The organism is Oerskovia paurometabola, assembly GCF_016907365.1.
Classification (GTDB): domain Bacteria; phylum Actinomycetota; class Actinomycetes; order Actinomycetales; family Cellulomonadaceae; genus Oerskovia; species Oerskovia paurometabola.
Genome location: NZ_JAFBBV010000001.1, coordinates 1,635,985 through 1,658,456, shown reverse-complemented (window position 1 = coordinate 1,658,456; position 22,472 = coordinate 1,635,985). Strand labels below are relative to the sequence as shown.

The window sequence follows — 22,472 nt, the reverse complement described above, 5'->3', positions numbered from 1 at the left end:
CTACTGAACCGGCCCCCCGGAGACAAATCAGGGGGCCGGACGAGGCTGTGACCTGCACGACAAGCTGCCTGAGGTCGGGGCTACAGGTACAGCCCGGTCTTGCCGCTCGTCTCCTCGGGCTGCGAGACCGCGCTGACGTCCTTCTCGCGCAGCAGCACGAAGCTCTTGCCGTTCAGCTCGACCTCTGCGCGCTCCTCGGGGTCGAACAGCACGCGGTCGCCCCGGCCCACGTGCCGCACGTTCTCGCCCGTCGCGACCACCTGCGCCCACGCGAGCCGCTTGGGCCCGACGGCCGTCGCGGGGATCACGAGCCCTGCCGACGACTGCCGCTCGGACGAGTCGACCTCGGGCAGGACCAGGAGGCGGTCGTGCAGCATGCGCAGCGGCAGGCGCTCGGGCTCGCTGCCCGACGGCGTCGCGCGCGTCGCGGAGGACTTCTTCCGGGAGGCGATGGCCGGGTCTGCGGCCGGCTCGGGCCGTGCGGGCGGAGAAGGGGCGTCGTGCGGGGTGGGGGGTGTCGTGCTCACGGTCCCCACGCTACCGGTGTCCTCTAGGCTCGGTGTGAACCGCGAACGCACCACGAGGAGTTCCATGAGCACGCGACTTGCCGTCGGCGACGACGCCCCCGACTTCACCCTCCCGACCGCCGACGGCGGCTCGGTGACGCTGTCCGACCTGCGCGGCAGCTCGGTCATCGTCTACTTCTACCCCGCAGCCTCGACGCCCGGCTGCACCAAGGAGGCGTGCGACTTCCGCGACTCGCTCGCGTCGCTCCAGGGCGCGGGCTACAAGGTCGTCGGCATCTCGCCCGACGCGCTGCCCAAGCTCGTGAAGTTCGCCGAGGAGGAGTCGCTGACGTTCCCGCTCGCGTCCGACGAGTCCAGGCAGACGCTCGAGGCCTACGGGGCGTGGGGCGAGAAGAAGCTCTACGGCAAGACCGTGACGGGCGTGATCCGCTCGACCGTCGTCGTCGACCCCGACGGCAAGGTCGCGCTCGCGCAGTACAACGTCAAGGCGACGGGCCACGTGGCCAAGCTGCGCCGCGACCTGGGGATCGACCCCAAGAAGTAGGTCGCCCGGCCTGCGAGCCGCCGACCGGTGCACCCCTCGCGCGCCCGTAGACTGTGCGGGCGCGCGAGTGGCGTAATTGGCAGCCGCGCCAGGTTTAGGTCCTGGTGTCTTCGGACGTGCGGGTTCGAGTCCCGCCTCGCGCACCCCTCTCGTCCCGGTCAGCCGACCGGAACCTCGATCGCCCCGGGCACCAGTCCCGGCTTCGTCTCGGTGCAGTCGGCGTCGGCCGCCAGGTTCCACCCCTTGACCTGGACCGCGTCCCCGGCGCACCCGACGAGCTCCCGGTCTCCGAGCGGCTCGTCGAGCGCGACCGTCGTGGGCCGGACCCCGAAGTCCTCGCTGCACGCTCCCCTGGTCCGCTGGACGAAGGCTCGCACCTCGACGGTCTCCGCGCTCTCGTCCACCTCGACCTCGTCGACGTCGATGCACGTGCTGCCCCCGGCGAAGACCGCGACCTCCAGGTCGGTCCCGTCCTGCGCGAGGAGCACCCACTCGACCCGCACCCGCTGCGGTTCCCCCAGCCCGCAGCCCGCGAGGACGGCCACGGCCGCCGCCCCCACCGCGACCGCACGCGCGAGGGTCCGCACACCGTCCGCGGTCGCCGTGGACCGCTCCGTCCGTCTCGTCATGCGCCGGACCCTACGCCACGCGGGTGCCTCGCGCAGGTCCCCGATCACGCGGCGGCCCGCACGCGCCCGTCCTACTCTGGGAGGAGGTCCCGAGGAGGCGATCCCCAGTGCCGAACGGTCGGAGAACCCAGGCCATCTACGCGCACGAGGTCTCGGCGGCGATGTCGGCGATCGACCGGCGGCGCTTCCTGCCGCGCAACCAGCGCCCGTACGCCCGTGACGACCGGCCGCTGCCGATCGGTCACGGCCAGACGAACTCGCAGCCCCGGACGGTCGCCGACACGCTGCGCCTCCTCCAGGTGCCGCGGGGCGCGCGCGTCCTGGACGTAGGGTCCGGCTCGGGGTGGACGACGGCGCTGCTCGCCCACCTGGTCGGGTCGAGCGGGAGCGTCGTAGGGGTCGAGATCGACCCGGACCTCGCGGAGTGGGGGGCGGCGAACCTCGCGACCTACCCCATGTCGTGGGCCCGGATCGAGGTCGCCGAGCGGGGCGTGCTCGGCCGTCCGACCATGGGCGGCTACGACCGCATCCTGGTCTCCGCGGCGGCCCAGGTCCTGCCGCAGGAGCTCGTCGACCAGCTCTCGATCGGCGGGCGGCTGGTGATCCCGGTGCAGCACGTCCTGGTCCTCGTGGAGCAGCACCTGACGGGCACCGTGACGAGCAGGCACGGGACCTACAGCTTCGTGCCCCTCATCGGGTCGTGACCTCGGCGCCCGCCCGCCAGCGCGCCGCCGAGAAGTGGACCCGGCACCGCGCCTGGTAGGACTCGACGCCGCCGACGTGCTCGGCCCCCGCCGTGAGGGCGTCGCCACGTCCGTCGTCGCCACGGCCGACGACGACGCGCTCGTGGAAGGGGGCGTCCTCGCCGCAGACCGTGCAGACGGCCGTGAGCCGGTCGGCGCGCTCGGCCAGCGCACCGAGCGCCGGGATCGGGTCGAAGGGCCGCCCGTCGAACGTCACGTCGAGCCCCGCGACGATCATCACGAGACCCGCGTCGGCCGCGTGCTGCACGACGTCGAGCAGGTCGGGACCGAAGAACTGCGCCTCGTCGACCGCGACGAACTCCACGGCGGGGTCGATCAGGTCGAGGATCTCCGTGGCGGACGTCGCGGCGCGCGAGGGGAGGTCGAGGCCCGAGTGCGAGCTGACGACGCCCTCGCCGCGCCGGTCGTCGAGCGCATGGTGCACGACCTCGACACGGCGTCCCGCGATCTGCGCCCGGCGCACGCGCCGTAGCAGCTCCTCGGTCTTGCCTGCGAACATCGGCCCGCTGATGACCTCGACCCGGCCTCGCCTCACGTCGTCCACGCAGCCAGTAGACCATGCGCCGAGGACCGCGGAGGGTCCGCACGGAGCGTCCCGGGCTCAGTCGCGCGCGTCCCACTCGGCGCGCAGCACGCCCATGACGACCGCGTCGTACCGCAGCCCACGCACGACGCGCGCGTCGCGGAAGCGGCCCTCCTCGACGAAGCCGAGGCGTCGGCCGACGCCCAGCATCGGTGCGTTGCCGGACCAGGTCGCGAAGTCCAGCCGCGCCCAGTCGGTGACCGAGAACAGGTACGTGGTCCACAGCGCGAGCGCTTCGCGACCGATCCCCCGTCCGCGCACGGCCGGGTCGTAGACGCCGATGCCCATGCGGGCCCACGCGGTCTCCTGCGACTCCCAGTACCAGGAGACGGTCCCGACGAGCTGGTCGTCGACGTCCGCGATCACGGCCGAGCGGGGTGGCAGGCCGTCCACGACGCCGGGCGGCGTCCGTGCGAGGGCGGCGACGCGCGCGTCAGCCTGCGCGTCGTCGGGCACGGGATAGTACGGCCCGTCCCACTCGTGCCACTCGTGGTGGGGGCGCAGCCACTCACGGAAGACGGCGAGGTCCGCGGGACGCCAGCCCCGGAGCCGGGCAGCATGCCCGACGCCGTAGACCGGCACCTGCGGATCCCTCGCCGTCATCGGTGGTCCAGGGGGCGTCAGTCGACGTCCTGCTCGGAGCCCTCGGGGGCCGCCTCGTCGGTCACGTCAGCCGACGGCGCAGCCTCCCCAGCAGCCGCCTCGTGAGCGGCGGCCTGCTCGACCGGAAACGAGTCCTGGTCGTCGGCGACCTCCGGGGCGCCCTCCGTGGACTCGACGTCCGTCAGCGTGGTCTCGATGCCGACTGCCTCGGTGTCGGCCGCCTCGGCGGTCGCGTCCGCGGTGGTCGCAGTCTCGGTGGTCTCGGTGACCGACGCCTCGGCGACGACGGACTCCTCGACCGGCACGACGCCGTCGTGCTCGTGGTCGTGGGCGTGGGCCGCCGCGGCCGCGATCGTGGCGAGCGTGGCCTTGACGGCCTCGCGCGCCTCCGACGTGACCTCGGGCAGCACCGGGACCGCGGGAGCCGCAGCCGGAGCCGTCTCCTTGGTCGAGCGCTTGCGGCGCGACCGGGAGCGCGAGCCCTCCGACTCGGCGGGCTCCTCCGGCGCTGCGGCAGGAGCCGGGGCGTGCTGGTGACCACCGCCGTTGTTCGAGCCGCCCGACTTCTCGATCGGGTCGGTGTGCACGATGAAGCCACGACCGTTGCAGTGGTCGCACGTCTCGCTGAACGCCTCGACCAGGCCCTGGCCCACGCGCTTGCGGGTCATCTGGACCAGGCCGAGCGAGGTGACCTCGGCGACCTGGTGCTTGGTGCGGTCACGGCCCAGGCACTCGACCAGGCGACGCAGCACCAGGTCACGGTTGGACTCGAGCACCATGTCGATGAAGTCGATGACGATGATGCCGCCGATGTCGCGCAGGCGCAGCTGGCGGACGATCTCCTCGGCGGCCTCGAGGTTGTTGCGCGTCACGGTCTCCTCGAGCGTGCCACCGGAACCGGTGAACTTGCCCGTGTTGACGTCGACGACCGTCATGGCCTCGGTGCGGTCGATCACGAGCGAACCACCCGAGGGCAGCCAGACCTTGCGGTCCATGCCCTTGGCGAGCTGCTCGTCGACGCGGTGCGCCGAGAAGGCGTCCTTCTCCGACGTCCAGCGCGAGACGCGCTCCTTGAGGTCGGGCGCGAGCTCGGCGACGTAGCTCGAGATCTCGTTCCAGGCGTTGTCGCCCGAGACGACGAGCGAGCTGAAGTCGTCGTTGAAGATGTCGCGGACGACGCGGATCGCGAGGTCCGGCTCGCCCTGGAGCAGCGCCGGGGCGGAGACCGACTTCGCCTTCTTCTCGATCGCCTCCCACTGGCTCTGCAGACGCTCGACGTCGGCGCGCAGCTCGTCCTCGCTCGCACCCTCGGCGGCCGTGCGCACGATCACGCCCGAGCCCTCGGGGACGACCTCGCGCAGGATCTTCTTGAGCCGGGCACGCTCGGTGTCCGGGAGCTTGCGCGAGATGCCGGTCATGCCGCCGCCGGGGACGAACACGAGGTAGCGGCCCGCGAGCGTGATCTGCGACGTCAGGCGCGCACCCTTGTGGCCGATCGGGTCCTTGGTGACCTGGACCAGCACGGAGTCGCCCGACTTGAGCGCCTGCTCGATGCGACGCGGCTGCCCGTCGAGGCCCACGGCGTCCCAGTTGACCTCGCCGGCGTACAGGACGGCGTTGCGACCCTTGCCGACGTCGATGAACGCGGCCTCCATGGACGGCAGGACGTTCTGGACGCGGCCCAGGTAGACGTTCCCGGCCATCGAGACCTGCGACTGCTGCGAGACGTAGTGCTCGACGAGCACGCCGTCCTCGAGCACCGCGATCTGCGTGCGGCCGTTCTTCTCGCGCACGATCATGGAGCGCTCGACGGACTCGCGGCGTGCGAGGAACTCTGCCTCGGTGATGATCTGGCGGCGGCGACCGGCGTCACGGCCCTCACGGCGGCGCTGACGCTTGGCCTCGAGGCGCGTCGAGCCCTTGAGCGCGGTCACCTCGTCCGAGGACGTGCTGCCGCTGCGCTCGCGCGTACGGGTGCGGGTGGACGACATGGAGGTCGAGACCCCGGCGCTCTCGCCACCCTCGGCCCGTCCGCCACGGCGGCGACGGCGGCGGCGACGGCTCGATCCCGAGCCCTCCTCGCCGTCGTGCTCGTCCGTGTGGTCGTCCTGCTGGTCGGCGACGGTGTCACCGACGTGGGCGCCTGCCTCGCCCGGCTCGCCCTCGGACGAGACGGCCGAGGACTGCTCCGACCGGTCGTCCGACTCGTCGTCGCCGTACTCGTCGCCGTCGGCGCGCGAGTCTCCGCGCGAGCGGCGGCCACGCCCCCCACGGCGCCGACGACGGCGCGGCGCGCCCTGGTCGTCGTCCTCGGCGGAGGCCGGCTCGTCGTCGGTCTCGGTGACGATCTCGAGGTCGTCGAGCTCGAACGCGTCGGCGGGGATCTCGACACCCTCGGCGACGAGCTCGGCCTCGATCAGCTCGATCTCCTCGACCGCGGCGAGGTCCGCACCCGCGAGCACGACGTCGACCTCGACCGCCTGCTGCGGGGCCGGCTCTGCCGCGGGGGGTGCGGGGGCTGCGGGGACCTGGGCAGCGGTCGTCCCGGACGTCGACGGCGCGCCCGCGCCGCGGCGGGCCGACCGGCCACGACCGCCGCGCGTGCGGGCGGGGGCCTCACGCTGCTCGGTCTGCTCGGTTTGGGTCTGCTCGGCAGGTGCCTGCGCGGCAGGTGCCTGCGCGGCGGATGCCTCCGGTGCCCGCTGCGCCTGCGTGGCGGGCGCCTGGGGGGCGGAGGACTCGACGCGCGCGGGCGTCTCCTCGACGGCGCGCGTCCCGGGCGTGGCGAAGCTCGGCATGGCGTCGGTGGGCGACGTGGTGGGGCGCACGACGCGCCGCGAGCGGCGCGGTGCGGCAGCAGGGTCCGGCGCCTGGAACAGGAGCGCGGTCGTCGCCAGTCGCGGGGTCGCGGAACCGCCACCGGTCGATGCGGGCGATGCGCTCGGCGTCTGCTCGGCGGCGGGGGCCTGGGCCTCCACCGCAGCGGCTGCGTCCTTGCTGACCTTGTTCACGCGACGCGAGCGGACCTTGGGCGCGGCGGGCGCGACGGGCTCAGCGGGCGCCTCGACGACGGGAGCGGTCTCCTCGACCGGTGCCTTCGAGGTCGCGCGGCGGCGCTTGGCGGCGGGGGCCTTCTCGACGGGAGCCTCGGCAGGCGCCTCGGTGGTCTCGACCGTGGGCGCGGCGGTCTGCGCCGCGGCGGACCGCGTGGCCCGACGGCGCGTCGTCGCCGGGGCGACCGGCTCTCCTGCGGTGGGGGTCGCCTCGGCGACAGGGGCTGCCGTGGTCGCCTCGACGACCGGTGCGGCGGCGTCCGCTGCTGCGGCGGGCTCGGTGGTCTCCGTCGCTGCCTTGCGGGAACGACGGGCCCGGACGGGCTTCTCGACCGGGGCGTCCTGCTCGGCGGCGGGCTTGAGCCCGAGCTCGGAGAGCACGTCGAGGACGGGGGCGTCGGCGGCGGCACGTGCTGCTGCGCCGCGCTTCCCGCCGCGTCGGGGTGCCTCGGCCGGGGCGTCCTGGGCGGGCGCCTGGGCGACAGCACCGGTGGATGCCTTGCGCGCGGCGGTGGCGTTCGCGGAGGAGGTGTCGGGCTGGCTCGTCGAGGTGCTCGTGACGGGCGCGGCGTCGGCAGCCGTCGGCGCCGAGGCGGGAGTCGTCGTCGGGCGCACGACGCGGCGCGAGCGGCGCGGGGCGGCCTCGGCGGTCGGGAGCTCGATCCCGAGCGAGCCCGTGGGCGCCTCAGGGTTGACGGCTGCGGGCTGGGTGGGAGCCTTCACGGCGGGGAGGGAGATCTGGACCGCGGCCGCCTGGGCGGCGGCCTCGGCGGAACCGGGCGCTGCCGCGGTCCTGGTGACCCGTCGTCGGGCCGGCTTCTTGGCGGGTGCTGCGTCCTGGCCGGCCGTCGAGCTCGTCGAGTCAGGGGTGTTGTCGAGGGTCACGCGATGCGCTCCTGGTACCCCGAAGGTCCGTCCCACATCGTGCGGCCCGTTCGGGCGGTTGTCGTCGCTCGGGACGTGCGCATCGCAGCGCTGTCGTCCCCGCGACGGAAGTCGGCGGTGGCGGCTCGGGCAAGGGCGGGCGGCGGGGGGCGCTTCGCCGTCCGGGCCATTCATCCCGTTCGGCGGCGCTCCGCGAGCCGCGGACTGCGGTTGCGTCGAGCACGTACTGGGCGCAGGGGAGATGTGGTCCCCCGTGCTGGGTCAAGTATCGCACAGCCGACGTCGATCAGATGGGCATCTACAGGTCCGTCGCCCGTGTCGTCCAGAGGACCAAGGTCCCGACTCGGACCTTGTGAAGGTTCTCACAAACTGTCGTTTCCCGAGAGTTTTGGCGCTTCCTCCCCTCGCCGATGGTGCAGATTGGTCATAGCGTCGGCAGTAGGAACGCTGACCCTGCCCTGAGACACCCCTCAGGATCCCCCGGTAGCCCCCAGGAACCCCCCAGGAGCGTTTGTGGACGTCCTCGATCTCGCGAGGTGGCAGTTCGCCATCACGACCGTCTACCACTTCATCTTCGTGCCGTTGACGATCGGGCTCGCTCCTCTCGTCGCCATCATGCAGACCGCATGGGTGCGCACGGGGAACGAGCGGTGGCTCAAGCTCACCAAGTTCTTCGGCAAGCTCCTCCTGATCAACTTCGCGATCGGCGTGGTGACCGGGATCGTGCAGGAGTTCCAGTTCGGGATGAACTGGAGCGAGTACTCGCGCTTCGTCGGAGACGTCTTCGGTGCCCCGCTCGCCATGGAGGCGCTCGCCGCGTTCTTCATCGAGTCGACGTTCCTGGGTCTGTGGATCTTCGGCTGGGACCGCCTGTCCAAGAAGGTGCACCTCGCGTGCATCTGGGCCGTCGCGATCGCCGTGAACCTCTCCGCGTTCTTCATCCTCGCGGCCAACTCGTGGATGCAGCACCCCGTCGGGACCATCTACAACCCCGAGACGGGCCGCGCCGAGATGAACGACATCGGCGCCGTGCTCACCAACAACACGCTGTGGGCCGCGTTCCCGCACACCATCACCGCCGCCTTCCTCACCGCGGGCACCTTCGTCGCCGGCATCGCGGCCTGGTGGATGGTGCGCCTCGTGCGCACCAAGAAGGCCGAGAACGTCGAGCTCGCCCGCAACGTCTACCGCCCGGCCATCACGCTGGGCGTCATCGCGATGATCGTCGGCGGGCTCGGTGTCGCGGTGAGCGGTGACTTCCAGGCCAAGCTCATGTTCCAGCAGCAGCCCATGAAGATGGCCGCGGCCGAGGCCCTGTGCGAGAGCTCCCCCGACGGCGCGCCGTTCTCGATCCTCGCGATCGGCGACCTGTCCGACTCGTGCGAGGGCGTCAACCACATCCTCGAGATCCCGGGCCTGACCTCCTACCTGGCCGAGGGCAGCTTCAGCGCCCCCCTGCCCGGCGTCGACGAGGTCCAGCAGAACATGACCGAGCGCTACGGCGACGTCACCGCGGACGGCGAGCCCGTCAACTACTCCCCCAACCTGGCGCTGACCTACTGGAGCTTCCGCCTCATGATCGGCTTCGCGGTCGGGTCGATCGCCCTGTCCGTCATGGCGCTGTGGCTGACCCGCAAGGGCCGGGTCACGGACAACAAGTGGTTCGCCCGCGTCGGCATCTGGGCGATCCCCATGCCGTTCATCGCGTCCTCGTTCGGCTGGATCTTCACCGAGACCGGACGCCAGCCCTGGGTGGTCGCCCCGAACCCGTCCGGGATCGACTCGATCCGCCTGCTCACCGAGCGCGGCGTGTCGACCGTCGTGAGCCCCGGCGTCGTCCTGACCTCGATGATCGTCTTCACGCTCGTCTACGGAGCCCTCGCGGTCGTCTGGTTCAAGCTCATCCACCGCTACTCGGTCGAGGGCGTCCCCGAGATCGTGCACGACGACTCCCCCGAGGCGCGCGCCAAGGGCGACCCCGACGACCCGGACTCGGCCGACGAGTCCGACCGCCCCCTGTCCTTCGCGTACTGACGCGCTCTGACGGCTCAAGGAGACCCAGTACTCATGGAACTCACCATTCTCTGGTTCGTGCTCATCGCGATCCTGTGGATCGGCTACCTGGTCCTCGAAGGCTTCGACTTCGGCGTGGGCATGCTCCTGCCGATCCTGTCCCGCAGCAAGGACAAGGCGAAGAAGGACACCGAGCGTCGGCTCATCATCAACACGATCGGCCCGGTCTGGGACGGCAACGAGGTCTGGCTCATCACCGCCGGTGGTGCGACGTTCGCGGCCTTTCCCGAGTGGTACGCCACGCTCTTCTCCGGGTTCTACATCCCGCTCTTCCTGATCCTGCTCGCGCTCATCGTGCGCGGCGTCGCGTTCGAGTACCGCGGCAAGATCAACGACGACCGGTGGCGTGCACGCTGCGACCAGGCGATCGTCTTCGGCTCGTGGATCCCCGCGATCCTGTGGGGAGTCGCGTTCGCCAACCTCGTGCGCGGCGTCGAGCTCGACGCGGCACACCAGTACGTCGGCGGCTTCTGGGCCCTGCTCAGCCCGTTCGCCCTCCTCGGCGGCCTCACGACCGTGCTCCTCTTCCTCATGCACGGCGCCGTGTTCATCGCCCTCAAGACGGACGGCGAGGTCCGGGTCAAGGCCCGCCGCCTGGCCGGCTGGTTCTCGGTCGCCTCGGTGGTCGTGGCCGGCGGCTGGGCCGTGTGGGCCCAGGTCGCCTACTCGGTGCCGTGGACGTGGGCCGTGGTCGTGGTCGCGGCCCTCTCCCTGGTGGGGGTCGTGCTCGCCAACGCCAAGGCCCGCGAGGGCTGGGCGTTCCTGTTCTCCGCGCTCGCGATCCTCTCCGCGACCGTGCTGATCTTCGGGTCGATGTACCCCGACGTGATGCCGGCGCTCGACCCCGCGAACTCGCTGACCATCGAGAACGCGTCCTCGACGCAGTACACCCTGACCGTCATGACCTGGGTCGCCGTGTTCCTGGTCCCGCTCGTGCTGGTCTACCAGTCGTGGACGTACTGGGTGTTCCGCCGTCGCCTGTCGACCAAGGACATCCCGCCGCCCATCGGCCTCTCGCTCAAGAAGCTCAAGGACTCCGCGTTCGGCGGGCCGTCCTCGGGCGGCGCCAAGAACCTGGACCTGACCCCCGCCACGGGGGACAAGGCCTCGGGGACGGACGCGGCGTCGTCGGGCCGGACGAACGACGGCACCGGCAGCACCTCCGCGTGAAGCCCCTCGATCCACGGCTCCTGCGCCAGGCGCGGGCGGCCCGCGGGTACGTCGTGCTCACGGCGGTGCTCGGCCTCGTCACGGCCGGGCTCGTCGTGGCACAGGCGCTGCTCATCGCGAGCGTCCTCGCCCCCGCGATCCAGGGCAACCTCACGCTGCCCGACGTCGCCACCCCCCTCACGTGGCTCGCCGCGGTCGTCGTGGTGCGCGCCGGGGTCGCGTGGGCGCAGGAACGGTTCGCGCTCAAGGCCGCGACCAAGACCGTCGCGGAGCTCCGCGAGCAGGTCGTCAGCCATGCGGTGGCCCTCGGGCCCCGCTGGCTGGCGACCGGCCGCGGGCCCGCCGTCGCGACGCTCGCGACGCGCGGGCTCGACGACCTCGAGCCCTACATGGTCCGCTATCTCCCCCAGCTCCTGCTCGCGGCGACCGTCACGCCCGCGACGCTCGCCGTGGTGCTGGGTCTCGACTGGATCTCCGCGATCATCATCGCGGTCACGATCCCCCTCGTCCCGCTCTTCATGATCCTCGTCGGGCAGCTCACGGCCGGGACGTCCGAGCGTCGCCTCAAGGTCATGCAGCGGCTCGGGTCGCAGGTCCTCGACCTGCTGGCCGGGCTCCCGACCCTGCGCGCGTTCGGCCGTGAGCACGGGCCCGAGAAGCGCGTCCGGGCGCTCGGCGACGCCAACCGCCGCGCCACCATGGGGACGCTGCGCGTCGCGTTCCTGTCCGGCATGGTCCTCGAGCTGCTCACGACGCTGTCGGTCGCGCTCGTCGCGGTCGGCATCGGGCTGCGGCTCGTGTACGGCGAGGTCGGGCTCGAGCCCGCGATCGCCGTCCTGATCCTCGCCCCCGAGGTCTACCTGCCGCTGCGCCAGGTCGGCATGCACTTCCACGCCTCGACCGACGGCATCGCGGCGGCCAACCAGGCGTTCGAGGTGCTCGACGAGCCGCTGCCGCCCGTCGGGACCGCCCCCGCCCCGGCGCTCGCCGGTGCGCGCCTCACGTTCGACGGGGTGAGCGTGCGTGCGGGAGACCGCGACGTGCTGGCCCCCGCCGCACTCACGGCGACGTTCGGCGCCCGTCCCGAGCCCGCCCGCGCCCACGACGTCTCCGGGCCCCGCGCGACGCCGTCGGGCACCGTGGTCGCCCTGACCGGTCCCAGCGGGTCCGGCAAGACCACCACGGCCCTGGTGCTCCTGGGCCTCCTGGCCCCCGACGCCGGTCGCGTCCTGGTGACCCCGCGGGACGGCGAGCCCGTCGACCTCGCGGACGTCGACCCGACCACCTGGTGGCCGCAGGTCGCCTGGGTGCCGCAGCGCCCCACGCTCGCCCCGGGGACCGTGCGCGAGGTCGTGCTCGACGGCCGCGAGGTCCCCGACCCCGACCTCACGGACGCCGCGAGGCTGTCCGGGCTCGACGCGGTCCTCGACGTCCTGCCCGACGGCTGGCAGACGCCGATCGGGCAGGGCGGCGTGGGTCTCAGCGTGGGCCAGCGCCAGCGCGTGGCCCTCACGGCCGCGCTGCTCGGCGACCCGGACCGCGTCCCCCTCGTGGTGCTCGACGAGCCCACGGCCCACCTCGACGCGCGCGGCGAGCAGGCCGTGCTCGACGCCGTCCGCACGTGGCGCGACCAGGGGCGCACGGTCGTCGTGGTCGCGCACCGCACGAGCCTGGTCGAGCTCGCCGACCAGGTCGTGACGGTGTCCTCGGCGGCGCTCCCGCCCTCCGTCCCGGGCGGGGCACCCGGCAGCGCCCCCGTCGCGTCCACGCCCTCCGCCTCCTCGTCAGGAGCCGTCGCATGAGCGACCTCGACCAGTCCGCCGGCCCCTCCTCCCCCACCCACGAGGACCCGCGCCGCGGCGCGGCGGCCACGATCGGCACCGACCCGCTGTGGCGCGCGGTCCGGCTGCTCGACGTGAGCTGGGGCCGGGCCGCGAAGGCGATCGGCCTGGGATCGCTGGCCCTGGCGAGCTCGGTCGGCCTCGCGGCCGTCGCGGCGTGGCTCATCGCGCGCGCCTCGCAGATGCCGCCCGTGCTGCAGCTGTCCGTGGCGACCGTCGCGGTGCGCGCGTTCGGCATCTCGCGCGGGGTGTTCCGCTACCTCGAACGCCTGGCCTCGCACGACGTCGCGCTGCGTGGCATGGCCTCGCTCCGCGCCAACGTGTACACCTCGCTGGCTTCCGGACGTACAGCGGCGGTGGCCGGCGTCCGACGCGGCGACCTGCTCGCGCGCGTGGGTGCCGACGTCGACTCCGTGGGTGACGTCGTCGTCAAGGCCGTGATCCCCGCAGGGGTCGCGCTCGTGGTGTCCGCAGGCTCGGTGGTCCTCGTCGGCGCCTTCCTGCCCTCGGCCGGCCTCGCCCTGCTCGCGTGCCTGGTGCTCGCGGGCGTCCTGGGGCCGTGGCTCTCGGCACGCGCCGCCCGGCGCACCGAGGAACGCGGCGCCGCCGCCCGCGCCGAGATGACCTCGACCGTGCTCGAGACGCTCGAGGGCGCGGGACCCCTGGCCGTCTCGGGCCGCCTCGCCCAGCGGATGGACGCGCTGCGTCGCACCGACCGCGAGCTCGCGGCGGTCACCGACTCGGGAGCCAGGACGTCGGGCACGGCCGCGGCCGTCAACAACGCCGCGATCGGCCTCGCCGTGCTCGCCGCGCTGCTGCTCGGGATCCCCGCCGTCGCCGCGGGGACGCTGACCCCGGTCGAGCTCGCCGTCGTCGTGCTCACGCCGCTCGCGGTGTTCGAGGCCGCGGGCGTGCTGCCCGGTGCTGCCGTGCAGATGCACCGCTCGCGCCAGGCCGCCCGCCGCATCATGGAGCTGCTCGACGCCGCCGACGACACCGCCACGGACGAGCCGCCCGCACCGCGCCAGACCGTTCCCCGCGCCGACCCCGACGGTCCGGCAGTCGTCGTGACCGGCGCGACGTGCGGCTGGAACGGTCGCGCGGCCGTCACCGGGGTGGACCTGGCGGTACGGCCCGGGCGCTCGGTCGCGGTCGTCGGCCCCTCGGGCGTCGGCAAGACGACCCTGCTCATGACGGCCGCCGGGCTCATCCCGCAGGTCGCGGGGAGCGTGTCCCTCGACGACGCACCGATCGCGACCCTCCCGCCCGACGACGTCGCGCACCAGGTCGTCTTCGTCGCCGAAGACGGTCACGTCTTCGACACCACGGTGCTCGAGAACCTGCGCGTCGCCCGGGGCGACGTGACCCCTGACGAGGCGTCGGCCGCCCTGGTCGAGGTCGGGCTCGGCGAGTGGCTGTCCGGGCTGCCCGACGGGGTCGAGACGACCCTGGGCCCCGACGCGACCACGATCTCCGGCGGGGAGCGTCGTCGGCTGCTCGTCGCGCGCGCCCTGCTCGCCCCCGCTCCCCTGCTGCTCGTCGACGAGCCAGCCGAGCACCTCGACCCGGCGACCGCCGACGAGCTGCTGACCCACCTCGTGGAGACCAGCCGCCAGGGCGGACGCGGGATCGTGGTCGCGACGCACCGCCTGTCGGCGCTCGCCGCGGTCGACGAGGTGCTGCTCCTGGGACGGCCGGACGACGCGTCGACCGACACCCCGGCGACCGTGCTGGCCCGCGGTACCCACGCCGAGCTCGTCGCCCACGACGCGGGCTACCGCTGGGCGCTCGCGCAGGAGGCAGCGGGCGTCTGACCGACCGGCGCGGACGCCGGGCTCACGAACGGACCCGGCTCAGCCCGGCGTCCGCAGGCTCTCCCACCGGCTCACGACCGGGTCCCGCCACTCCGCGAGGTCCTCGGGACCGTTCTCGGCCCACAGCTCGTGGAGCTCCGAGGTGTCGCTCCCCTCGACCGCTCGTTCGAGCGTCGTGAGGACCCAGGCGCGCTGCTGGTCGGTCAACGACGCGGCGAACGCGACGGCGTCGACCCCCTCGAGGTGGTCGTCCGCCGGCCGCAGACCGCGGGCCACGGCGAGCACCTCCGCGATCGCGATCGCGGCCTGTGCGTCGTCGACCTCGAGGTAGTCCTCGTCGAGGTACCCGCTGAAGTCCTCGATCCGGAAGTCGCCCGCACGCAGCGCCGCGAGCAGGTCGCCTGCGCCGTCGTTCTCGAACGGACCTGAGCCCCACGTCCCCATGTCTTCTTCTCCGTCTCCGCGGGCTGCTCCGCCCGTCGGGACGACCCTACGGGGCCCCGCCGACACGGGCGCGCGGGGCCCGCCTCAGGCCCGGGACGCCCCCAGCCGTGACAGGAAGAGCGCCTCTCCCACCGCGAGCTGCTCGATCTCGCTGGGCGCGACCGACTCGTTGGGCGCGTGGATCAGGCACGCGGGCTCCTCGACGCCCAGCAGCACGATCTGCGCGTCGGGGTACCCGGACGCGAGCACGTTGCACAGCGGGATCGACCCGCCCTGGCCGGCGGTCACGGTCTCCATGCCGAACGCGTCCGCGAGGGCCCGCGAGAGCGTGTCGAAGACCGGGCCGTCGGTGCGCGCCTGGAACGGCTGCCCGACGGCGTCGCGCACCGTCGTGACCCTGACCCCCCAGGGTGCGTGGTTCTCCAGGTGGGCCACGAGCTTGTCCTGGAGGTCGCGCGCGTCCGCGCCGGGCGGGATGCGCAGGTTGAGACGGGCGGCCGCGCGCGGTTGGATCGCGGCGGCCGAGCCGACGACGTCCGGCGCGTCGATGCCCAGGATCGTCACCGCCGGACGCGCCCAGAGCTGGTCGGAGACGCGCCCCGACCCGAGGAGACGCGTGCCGTCGAGCATGCCGGCGTCGCTGCGGAACTGGTCGGGGTCGTAGTCGACGCCAGGCCAGGTCGCGTCGGCGATCTCGGGCGGGACGCCGTCGATCGTGGTGTTGCCCTGGTCGTCGCGCAACGAGGACAGGAGGTGGACGAGGGCCGCGAGCGCATCGGGGGCCGCTCCCCCGAACATGCCCGAGTGGATCTCGCCCTCGAGCGCCTCGACCGTCACGACCACGTTGGCCGCGCCGCGCAACGACACGGTGAGAGTCGGCAGGCCCAGGGTGGCGTTGCCCGTGTCCGCGATGAGGATCGCGTCGGCGGAGAGCTCGCCCGGGTGGGCCTCGACGTACTGGTCGAGCCCCGCGGTGCCCTGCTCCTCGGACCCCTCGATGACGATGCGGATCCCGACCGGGTAGTCGTCACCGCCGAGCGCGCGCAGGGCCCGCAGCGCCGTGAGGTGCGTGACGATGTTGCCCTTGCAGTCCGCGGAACCCCGCCCGTAGAGGCGCCCGTCCCGCTCGGTCAGCTCGAACGGGGGCGTGCGCCACGCCGCGTCGTCGAGCGGCGGCTGCACGTCGTAATGCGAGTAGAGGAGCACCGTGGGGGCTCCGGGTGGGCCGGGGCGGTAGCCCAGGACCACGTGCGACCCGTCGGGGGTCTCGACCAGGCGGGCGTCGTCGATCCCCTCGGCCCGGAACGCGTCCGCGACCCAGTGGGCCGCCCGCTCGCAGTTCTCCTTCGGGAACAGCCGCTCGTCGGCGACCGACGGGATCGCGACGAGCGTCCGCAGGTCGTCGAGCGCCCGCGGCAGCAGCGACGCCACCTGCTCCTTGACGGGGGTGAGGTCTACCGGTGTGCTGCTCACGAGTCCTCCTGGGTGGTCGTGTTCTCGTCGAGGTTGAGGGAGTCGACGTAGGCGTCGAAGTCGTCGAGCTGCTCGGGGCAGTACACCTCGATCACGAGGCGGTCCCCGGCGAGTCGTCGCTCGTCGACGAGCGAGGGCCTGCTGCCCGGCCCCGTGGCCCCGTTCGTGGACCCGAGGTTGGCCGTCGCCTTCACCAGGGCGGCCGGGTCGGTGCAGAACCCGCCACCGTCGGCGCCCAGGACGGCGACGATCTGGTCCTCGTCGAAGGCCGTGATGCCGATCGCCTCGAACTCGGCGTGGAGCTCGGCGGCCCGCTGCTCGGCCAGCTCACGGTCCTGCGCGGCGTGGTAGTTGTGGTAGAGCACGGCCATGAGCACTCCGACGGCGACCGCGAGCAGCGCCGCGGACGTGTAGAGGATCCAACGCCGGGAGTCGCCCGGCTCGTCCTCGTGCTGCGGCAGGCCGTCAGGGCCCTCGGTGGTGGACGTCGCGGTCATGTCACGCCTCCTTCGGTCCGTCGGCCGGGGCGTCGACGAGCGGTTCCTCCGGCCCCCCGACGTTGTCCGGGTTCTTCCATCCCGGCTTGCGCAGGAAGTAGAAGAGCGCGGGCACCAGGATCCCGACGACGCCCAGCCCGCCACCGACGATCAGCAGGTACACCCCGCCGCTCCCGCTCGAGAACTGCGCGGGCGGCACGAAGCCGATGATCATCGCGGCGACGGACGCCAGGAAGCCGACCGTGCACAGCAGCGTGAGCGCGGGTGCGCGATACCCGCGGGGGTGGTCGGGCTTGTTCCGTCGCAGCCGGACCGCCGCGACGAAGAGCAGCAGGTACATGATCAGGTACACCTGCGTCGTGATGACCGACAGGATCCAGTACGAGCTCGAGACGTCGGGGATGAACGCGTAGAGCAGCGCGATCACCGTGGTCACCAGGCCCTGCGAGACCAGGATGTTCTGCTGGACCCCGTGCTTGTTGAGCTTCTGCAGGAACGGCGGCAGGTACCCCTCCTCGCGGGCGACCGTCAGCAGGCCCTTCGAGGGGCCGGCGAGCCAGGTGAGCATGCCGCCGAGCGACGCCGCGATGAGCATGAGGCCCAGGATCGGCGTCAGCCAGCTCACGCCGAAGTTGGCGAAGAACGCGTCGAAGGCCTGCATGACGCCGGCCGTGAGGCTGAGCTGGTCGGCCGGGATGACCCAGCTGATCGCGAGCGCCGGGAGGATGAAGATCAGCAGGACCAGGCCGATCGCGAGGAACATCGAGCGCGGGAACTCCTTGGCGGGCTTGCGCAGGCTCGTGACGTGCACCGCGTTCATCTCCATGCCCGCGTAGGACAGGAAGTTGTTGACCACGAGCACGAGCGACGCGATCCCGGTCCACTGGGGCAGCAGGTGGGACGCGTCCATGGGGGCGGCCGAGGTGTTGCCCTGTCCGAGGAACACGAGCCCCAGGACCACGAGCAGCGCACCGGGCACCAGCGTCCCGATGATGAGCCCGAAGCTCGACAGGCCCGCGACGGTCTTGGTGCCCTGCGACGACACCCACACCCCGGTCCAGAAGAGGACCACGATGACGATCGCGACGTACAGGCCGTTGCTCGCCAGCGAGGGGTTGATGACGTACGCGAACGTGCTCGCCACGTACCCGAGAAGGCTCGGGTAGTAGAAGATCGTCATCGCGAACTGGCACCAGATCGCCAGGAACCCCGCGGGCTTCGAGATGCCGTCGGCGACCCAGCGGTACACGCCGCCGGACCACCCGGACGCGAGCTCCGCCGACACGAGCGACGTCGGCAGCAGGAAGACGATCGCGGGCACCACGTACAGGAACACCGCCGCGAGCCCGTACACGGCCATGGTCGGGGCGGCGCGCAGGCTCGCGACCGACGACGTGATCATGAACGCGAGCATGAGCCAGGTGATGTAGTTCTTGGGCGTCCTGGCGGTGATCGCCGCGCGCATCTCCTCGCGGGTCGGCGGTGCCCCTCGTGCTCCGGTGGTCACGGATGCGTCCGAGCTGCCCGACTCCGCTGTGGATGAGGCCATCATTCCTCCGTGCCGCCGAGACCCCCTGGACGGGCGGGTCGCCGTGAACCGCTGGGACGTGCCAGACGTTGCGAACATATCGCCAGCGACAGGTTTGCGCTCCCGGAACGAGAACGGCCCCGAGCGGTGGGCGTCCGGTCGCGCCGGACGGTGTGTCGGCGCTGGTAGCGTCGGTGTGTCCGCTGCACCGGGGGCCCGGGACGGACGGCGCTGCCCGTCCCCTCGACGGCTGCCCGCCGCACCACCGCCTCGCCCAGGAGCCCCGTGTGAAGATCCTCGTCCCCGACACGATCGCCCTCGACCTCGCCCCGGGGCACGGGACCCCGGCCGACCAGGACGGCTCAGGGTCCGCGGACGAGATCGTCGAGTACGACCCCGCCGCTCCCCTGCCCGCCGAGCACCGCGACGCGGAGGTCCTCGTCGCGTGGACCAACTCTCCCGAGAACCTCGCCGACGCCGCAGCGCACCTCCCCGGGCTCCGCTGGGTCCAGACGCTCGCTGCCGGACCCGACGCGATCCTCGCGGCGGGCTTCGCGCCCGAGGTCGTCGTGACCAACGGTCGCTCGCTGCACGACGGTCCTGTGGCCGAGCACGCCCTCGCGCTCACGCTCGCCGCGGTCCGGCGCCTCGACCGCCTGGGGGCCGCCCAGCGCGAGCACCGCTGGGACTCCGCGATGGTCGACGAGCAGGCCGACCCGGCGACGAGCGGGCGCTTCACGCTGCACGGCGCGCGCGTCACGATCTGGGGGTTCGGGTCGATCGCGTCCGCCCTCGCGCCCCTCTACGAGGCGCTGGGGGCGCACGTCACCGGGGTCGCGAGCACGACCGGAGAGCGGTTCGGCTTCCCCGTCGTGACGGACGAGGACCTGCCGCGGGTCCTCGCGACGACCGACGTCCTGGTGTCGCTGCTGCCTGCCGTGCCGGCCACCCGCCACGCGTTCGACGCCGCGCGCATCGACCAGCTCCCGGACCATGCGTGGTTCGTCAACGTGGGCCGGGGCGCCACGGTCGACGAGGGCGCCCTGGTCGACGCGCTGCGCGACGGGCGGCTGGGCGGCGCGGCCCTCGACGTGACGGAGACCGAGCCTCTCCCGTCCGACTCCCCTCTCTGGGACGCCCCGCGCACGATCATCACGCCGCACGTCGCAGGTGGGCGACCCCAGGGCGCGTCGGCCCTGGTCCGGGAGAACCTGGAGAACCTGCGGGCGGGTCGCCCGCTGCGCAACGTGGTCCCGCGCTGACGGTCTACCAGCGTGCGTTCCGCGGCACCTTCTGGCAGACGGGGCACGTGTACGACGACCGGTTCATGAACTCGTCGCGCCGCACGAGCGCCCCGCAGCGCGTGCACGCCTCGCCCTCGCGGCCGTACACCGCGAGCGAGCGCGAGAAGTACCCGGACTGGCCGTTGACGTTGACGTAGAGCTCGTCGAAGCTGGTCCCGCCCTGGGCGAGCGCTTCTCGCATGACCTCCTCGGCGGCGTCGAGCACGCGGTGCGCCTCGGCCAGGCGCAGGGTGTCGGTGGGGCGCGCGTAGTGGAGTCCGGCGCGCCACAGCGCCTCGTCGGCGTAGATGTTGCCCACGCCGGACACGAGGCGCTGGTCGAGCAGGGCCCGCTTGATGCCGGTCCGACGACGGCGGATCGCCTTCACGAGGTCGTCGCGCCTCAGGGCGGGGTCCAGCAGGTCGCGCGCGATGTGGGCGGCGGGCTCGGGGATCTCCGCGAGAGCCGAGCCCCAGCCACCAGGGCCGCCGTCGGGGGTCGGCGCGAGGTCCGTCACGGACAGGTGCCCGAACGTGCGCTGGTCCACGAAGTCGAGGGTCCGCGGCGTCCCGGGCTCGCCGGGGAGCGCGGACAGCTCGAGCCGGACACGCAGGTGCGGCACCTTGTCGACCGCGGCCGTGCCCGAGCGGACCAGGAGCTGGCCGCTCATGCCCAGGTGCGCCATGAGCGCGGTGACGTGCGCGCCCGTGGGCGCTGCGCCGTCGGGCAGGGGGCTGCGACCCGTCGCATCGGCGGGCGCCTGCGAGAGGAGGAGCCACAGGTACTTGCCCCGGCGGACCGCGGCGCCCACGTGCTGGCCCACGAGCTGGCCGCGGAAGCTCTCGGGGCCGCCCTCGTGGCGGCGGACCGAGTAGTCGCGCAGGACCTCGACGCCGGTGACGACCCTGCCCGTGACGTGACGGGCGAGGCCGTCGCGGACGGTCTCGACCTCGGGGAGCTCAGGCAAGGGTCCCGTGCGCCCCGTCGACCGGCTCGGCCGGGCCGGGCGCAGAGCCTGCAGGCGCGTCCGTCGTGGGGAGCGGCAGCTCGACGATCGCCCGGTAGGCCATCTCGGCGGCGTCCTGCTCGGCGTACTTCTTGGCAGAACCGTTGCCGGTCCCGTAGACGACGCCGTCGAGCGACACCTCGGACGTGAAGGTGCGGGCATGGTCCGGCCCGTCGCCCTGGCTCGCGTACGCGGGGGCGCCGAGGTTCCGCGCGGCAGCCGCCTCCTGGAGCGAGGTCTTCCAGTCGAGGCCGGCACCAAGGTCAGCGGCGACCGCGAGAGTCGGGTCCACGAGACGGTGCACCAGGTCGCGCGCGACCTCGAGGCCGTGGCTGAGGTAGGTCGCACCGATGAGGGCCTCGACGGTGTCCGACAGGATCGAGTCCTTGTCGTTCCCGCGGGTCCGCACCTCCCCCTTGCCGAGCAGGATGTACCCGCCGAGCCCCAGGGTGCGCGCGATCGCGGCGAGGGACTTCTGCGAGACCGTGGCGGCGCGCATCTTGGCGAGCTCGCCCTCGGGGAGGTCCGGGTGGCGGCGGTACAGCGCCTCGGTCACGACCAGGCCCAGGACTGCGTCGCCGAGGAACTCGAGGCGCTCGTTGGTCGGGATCCCGCCGTGCTCGTGGGCGAAGGAACGGTGCGTCAGTGCAAGCACGAGAAGCTCGGGATCCAGGTGGATCCCGAGCCTCTCGAGAAGACCGGCGGCCGCGGGGGCGTCCGGCGTCACGCTATTCAGCCTGCGTGCTCGGTGCGCAGCGCCTCGACGTACTGACGGCTCTTGTAGGTGCCGCAGGTCGGGCACGCAGCGTGCGACAGCTTGTCGCCCTTGCACTGCGGGCAGGTCGTGAGGTTCGCGGCGGTGGTCTTCCACTGCGAACGACGCGCACGGGTGTTGCTGCGCGACATCTTGCGCTTCGGAACAGCCACGGCTAGCTCTCTTTCGTCTCGTCGGACACGCTCGGATCCTCGAGCATGCTCTGTAGTGCCGACCACCGGGGATCGACAATGTCGTGCGAGTGATCAGGATCCTCCGCCAGACGTGCTCCGCACTCGGAGCACAGGCCCTGGCAATCGGGCTGACACAACGGTCTGAATGGTAGTGCAGTGACGACGGAATCCCGAAGCGCGGGCTCGAGATCGATCAGGTCGCCCTCGAGCTCGTACACCTCGTCCTCGTCGTCACCGGACTCTGCCGCGGCCTTCGCACGCTCGGGATACACGAACAGCTCCTGGATGTCCGCGACGACGTCAGCCGTCACCGGTTCCAGGCACCGCACGCACTCCCCGACCGCCTGGGCCTGAGCAGTCCCCGTCACCAGCACACCGTCCATCACCGATTCGAGCCGGACGTCCAGCTCGAGGTCGGTGCCTTCAGGGATGCCGATCACGACGGTACCGAGGTCGGCCGGGGCCTTGACCGAGCGAGTCACCTCACGCATCGATCCGGGACGCCGACCGAGCTCGTACGTGTCGAGCACAAGAGGCGAGCGCGAGTCGAGAGTGATGGGTTCCTCCACAGGGTTTCGGCGACCCGAGCGGGCCACCGGTGTTCAAGGTCACAGCACACACGTCCGTCCCGCGAGAACTCGGGGGAGCCCACGGGATGGACGAACGTCCTCGGTCCCAGCCGATGACAGGCAGGACCAACGGACTATCTTACGGCATCCCCGAACTGCCGTCGAACCTCGCGAACTGCCCGCCGTGCGGCAGGCGGGCGAGCCGGACGAACGGGCCTGCGCCGGGCCGCGCCGCGCC

The 22,472-nt window shown here is 72.7% G+C and carries 20 protein-coding genes and 1 tRNA gene; 8 read left to right on the top strand and 13 right to left on the bottom strand.

Features of this window, described 5'->3' with window-relative positions:
• Positions 1-80: 80 nt before the first annotated feature.
• Entirely contained in the window at positions 81-527 is a 447-nt protein-coding gene (locus tag JOD48_RS07440; protein WP_307824033.1) for a GroES family chaperonin, read from the bottom strand.
• 64 nt (positions 528-591) lie between these two features.
• Between JOD48_RS07440 and bcp the strand changes: the two genes are divergently transcribed.
• Together bcp and JOD48_RS07430 are read left to right on the top strand one after the other, a co-directional pair.
• Entirely contained in the window at positions 592-1,071 is a 480-nt protein-coding gene (gene bcp, locus JOD48_RS07435; RefSeq protein ID WP_191789242.1) for a thioredoxin-dependent thiol peroxidase, read from the top strand.
• A 61-nt stretch (positions 1,072-1,132) separates the two neighbouring features.
• Positions 1,133-1,214: transfer RNA gene (locus JOD48_RS07430), tRNA-Leu, on the top strand.
• Positions 1,215-1,229: 15 nt separating this feature from the next.
• Here the strand turns inward: JOD48_RS07430 and JOD48_RS07425 are convergent.
• Positions 1,230-1,700 (bottom strand): hypothetical protein, encoded by a 471-nt coding sequence (locus JOD48_RS07425; RefSeq protein WP_204808336.1) that lies wholly within the window; start codon positions 1,698-1,700, stop codon positions 1,230-1,232.
• Between the two features lie 107 nt (positions 1,701-1,807).
• Here JOD48_RS07425 and JOD48_RS07420 point away from each other — a divergent pair, with 107 nt between their 5' ends.
• The gene (locus JOD48_RS07420; RefSeq protein ID WP_307824032.1) at positions 1,808-2,404 is read left to right on the top strand and encodes a protein-L-isoaspartate O-methyltransferase family protein; all 597 of its coding nucleotides are present in this window, start codon (positions 1,808-1,810) and stop codon (positions 2,402-2,404) included.
• Here the strand turns inward: JOD48_RS07420 and JOD48_RS07415 are convergent.
• Genes JOD48_RS07415 through JOD48_RS07405 form a run of 3 tightly spaced genes read right to left on the bottom strand, consistent with a single transcriptional unit; the run spans position 2,391 to position 7,588 of the window.
• Positions 2,391-3,008 (bottom strand): thymidine kinase, encoded by a 618-nt coding sequence (locus JOD48_RS07415; protein WP_307824031.1) that lies wholly within the window; start codon positions 3,006-3,008, stop codon positions 2,391-2,393. The genes JOD48_RS07420 and JOD48_RS07415 overlap by 14 nt on opposite strands.
• Before the next feature lie 57 nt (positions 3,009-3,065).
• Positions 3,066-3,629, bottom strand: a complete 564-nt coding sequence (locus JOD48_RS07410) for a GNAT family N-acetyltransferase (RefSeq protein ID WP_307824030.1) — start codon at positions 3,627-3,629, stop codon at positions 3,066-3,068.
• Between the two features lie 38 nt (positions 3,630-3,667).
• Complete coding sequence (locus JOD48_RS07405) at positions 3,668-7,588, bottom strand: Rne/Rng family ribonuclease (protein WP_307824029.1); 3,921 nt, start codon at positions 7,586-7,588, stop codon at positions 3,668-3,670.
• Between the two features lie 513 nt (positions 7,589-8,101).
• Here JOD48_RS07405 and JOD48_RS07400 point away from each other — a divergent pair.
• The 4 genes from JOD48_RS07400 to cydC are packed head-to-tail and all read left to right on the top strand — an operon-like array spanning position 8,102 to position 14,486.
• Positions 8,102-9,622: a cytochrome ubiquinol oxidase subunit I gene (locus JOD48_RS07400; protein ID WP_191789246.1), complete on the top strand. Its 1,521-nt coding sequence runs from the start codon at positions 8,102-8,104 to the stop codon at positions 9,620-9,622.
• A 33-nt stretch (positions 9,623-9,655) separates the two neighbouring features.
• Positions 9,656-10,831: a cytochrome d ubiquinol oxidase subunit II gene (cydB, locus tag JOD48_RS07395; RefSeq protein ID WP_204808332.1), complete on the top strand. Its 1,176-nt coding sequence runs from the start codon at positions 9,656-9,658 to the stop codon at positions 10,829-10,831.
• Positions 10,828-12,633 (top strand): thiol reductant ABC exporter subunit CydD, encoded by a 1,806-nt coding sequence (gene cydD / locus JOD48_RS07390; RefSeq protein ID WP_204808330.1) that lies wholly within the window; start codon positions 10,828-10,830, stop codon positions 12,631-12,633. Before cydB ends, cydD begins: the two co-directional genes overlap by 4 nt.
• Entirely contained in the window at positions 12,630-14,486 is a 1,857-nt protein-coding gene (cydC, locus tag JOD48_RS07385) for a thiol reductant ABC exporter subunit CydC (RefSeq protein ID WP_204808328.1), read from the top strand. The genes cydD and cydC overlap by 4 nt, the downstream gene beginning before the upstream one ends.
• Before the next feature lie 39 nt (positions 14,487-14,525).
• On the opposite strand, the gene JOD48_RS07380 is transcribed toward cydC, so the two are convergent.
• The 4 genes from JOD48_RS07380 to gadC form a co-directional block, all read right to left on the bottom strand.
• Positions 14,526-14,930 carry a DUF4259 domain-containing protein gene (locus JOD48_RS07380; RefSeq protein WP_191789250.1) on the bottom strand — a complete coding sequence of 135 codons (405 nt, stop codon included), beginning with the start codon at positions 14,928-14,930 and terminating at the stop codon, positions 14,526-14,528.
• A gap of 84 nt (positions 14,931-15,014) precedes the next feature.
• On the bottom strand, positions 15,015-16,403 hold the full coding sequence (locus tag JOD48_RS07375) for a dipeptidase (RefSeq protein WP_204808326.1): 1,389 nt from the start codon (positions 16,401-16,403) through the stop codon (positions 15,015-15,017).
• Entirely contained in the window at positions 16,400-16,900 is a 501-nt protein-coding gene (locus tag JOD48_RS07370; protein WP_204808324.1) for a hypothetical protein, read from the bottom strand. The genes JOD48_RS07375 and JOD48_RS07370 overlap by 4 nt, the downstream gene beginning before the upstream one ends.
• A gap of 1 nt (position 16,901) precedes the next feature.
• Positions 16,902-18,449 (bottom strand): glutamate/gamma-aminobutyrate antiporter GadC, encoded by a 1,548-nt coding sequence (gene gadC / locus JOD48_RS07365; RefSeq protein ID WP_225226642.1) that lies wholly within the window; start codon positions 18,447-18,449, stop codon positions 16,902-16,904.
• A gap of 266 nt (positions 18,450-18,715) precedes the next feature.
• On the opposite strand from gadC, the gene JOD48_RS07360 reads away from it, so the two are divergent.
• Positions 18,716-19,690: a phosphoglycerate dehydrogenase gene (locus JOD48_RS07360; protein ID WP_204808323.1), complete on the top strand. Its 975-nt coding sequence runs from the start codon at positions 18,716-18,718 to the stop codon at positions 19,688-19,690.
• Between the two features lie 4 nt (positions 19,691-19,694).
• Here JOD48_RS07360 and mutM read toward each other — a convergent pair whose 3' ends face one another.
• The 4 genes from mutM to JOD48_RS07340 are packed head-to-tail and all read right to left on the bottom strand — an operon-like array spanning position 19,695 to position 22,234.
• Positions 19,695-20,678 (bottom strand): bifunctional DNA-formamidopyrimidine glycosylase/DNA-(apurinic or apyrimidinic site) lyase, encoded by a 984-nt coding sequence (mutM, locus tag JOD48_RS07355; protein ID WP_204808321.1) that lies wholly within the window; start codon positions 20,676-20,678, stop codon positions 19,695-19,697.
• Positions 20,671-21,444, bottom strand: coding sequence for a ribonuclease III (rnc, locus tag JOD48_RS07350; RefSeq protein WP_307824028.1), 774 nt, complete (start codon positions 21,442-21,444; stop codon positions 20,671-20,673). Before rnc ends, mutM begins: the two co-directional genes overlap by 8 nt.
• Positions 21,445-21,449: 5 nt before the next feature.
• A complete protein-coding gene (gene rpmF / locus JOD48_RS07345) occupies positions 21,450-21,644 on the bottom strand; it encodes a 50S ribosomal protein L32 (RefSeq protein ID WP_030150858.1) in 195 nt (64 codons plus the stop codon).
• A gap of 2 nt (positions 21,645-21,646) precedes the next feature.
• Positions 21,647-22,234 (bottom strand): YceD family protein, encoded by a 588-nt coding sequence (locus tag JOD48_RS07340; protein WP_056648462.1) that lies wholly within the window; start codon positions 22,232-22,234, stop codon positions 21,647-21,649.
• Positions 22,235-22,472: the final 238 nt, after the last annotated feature.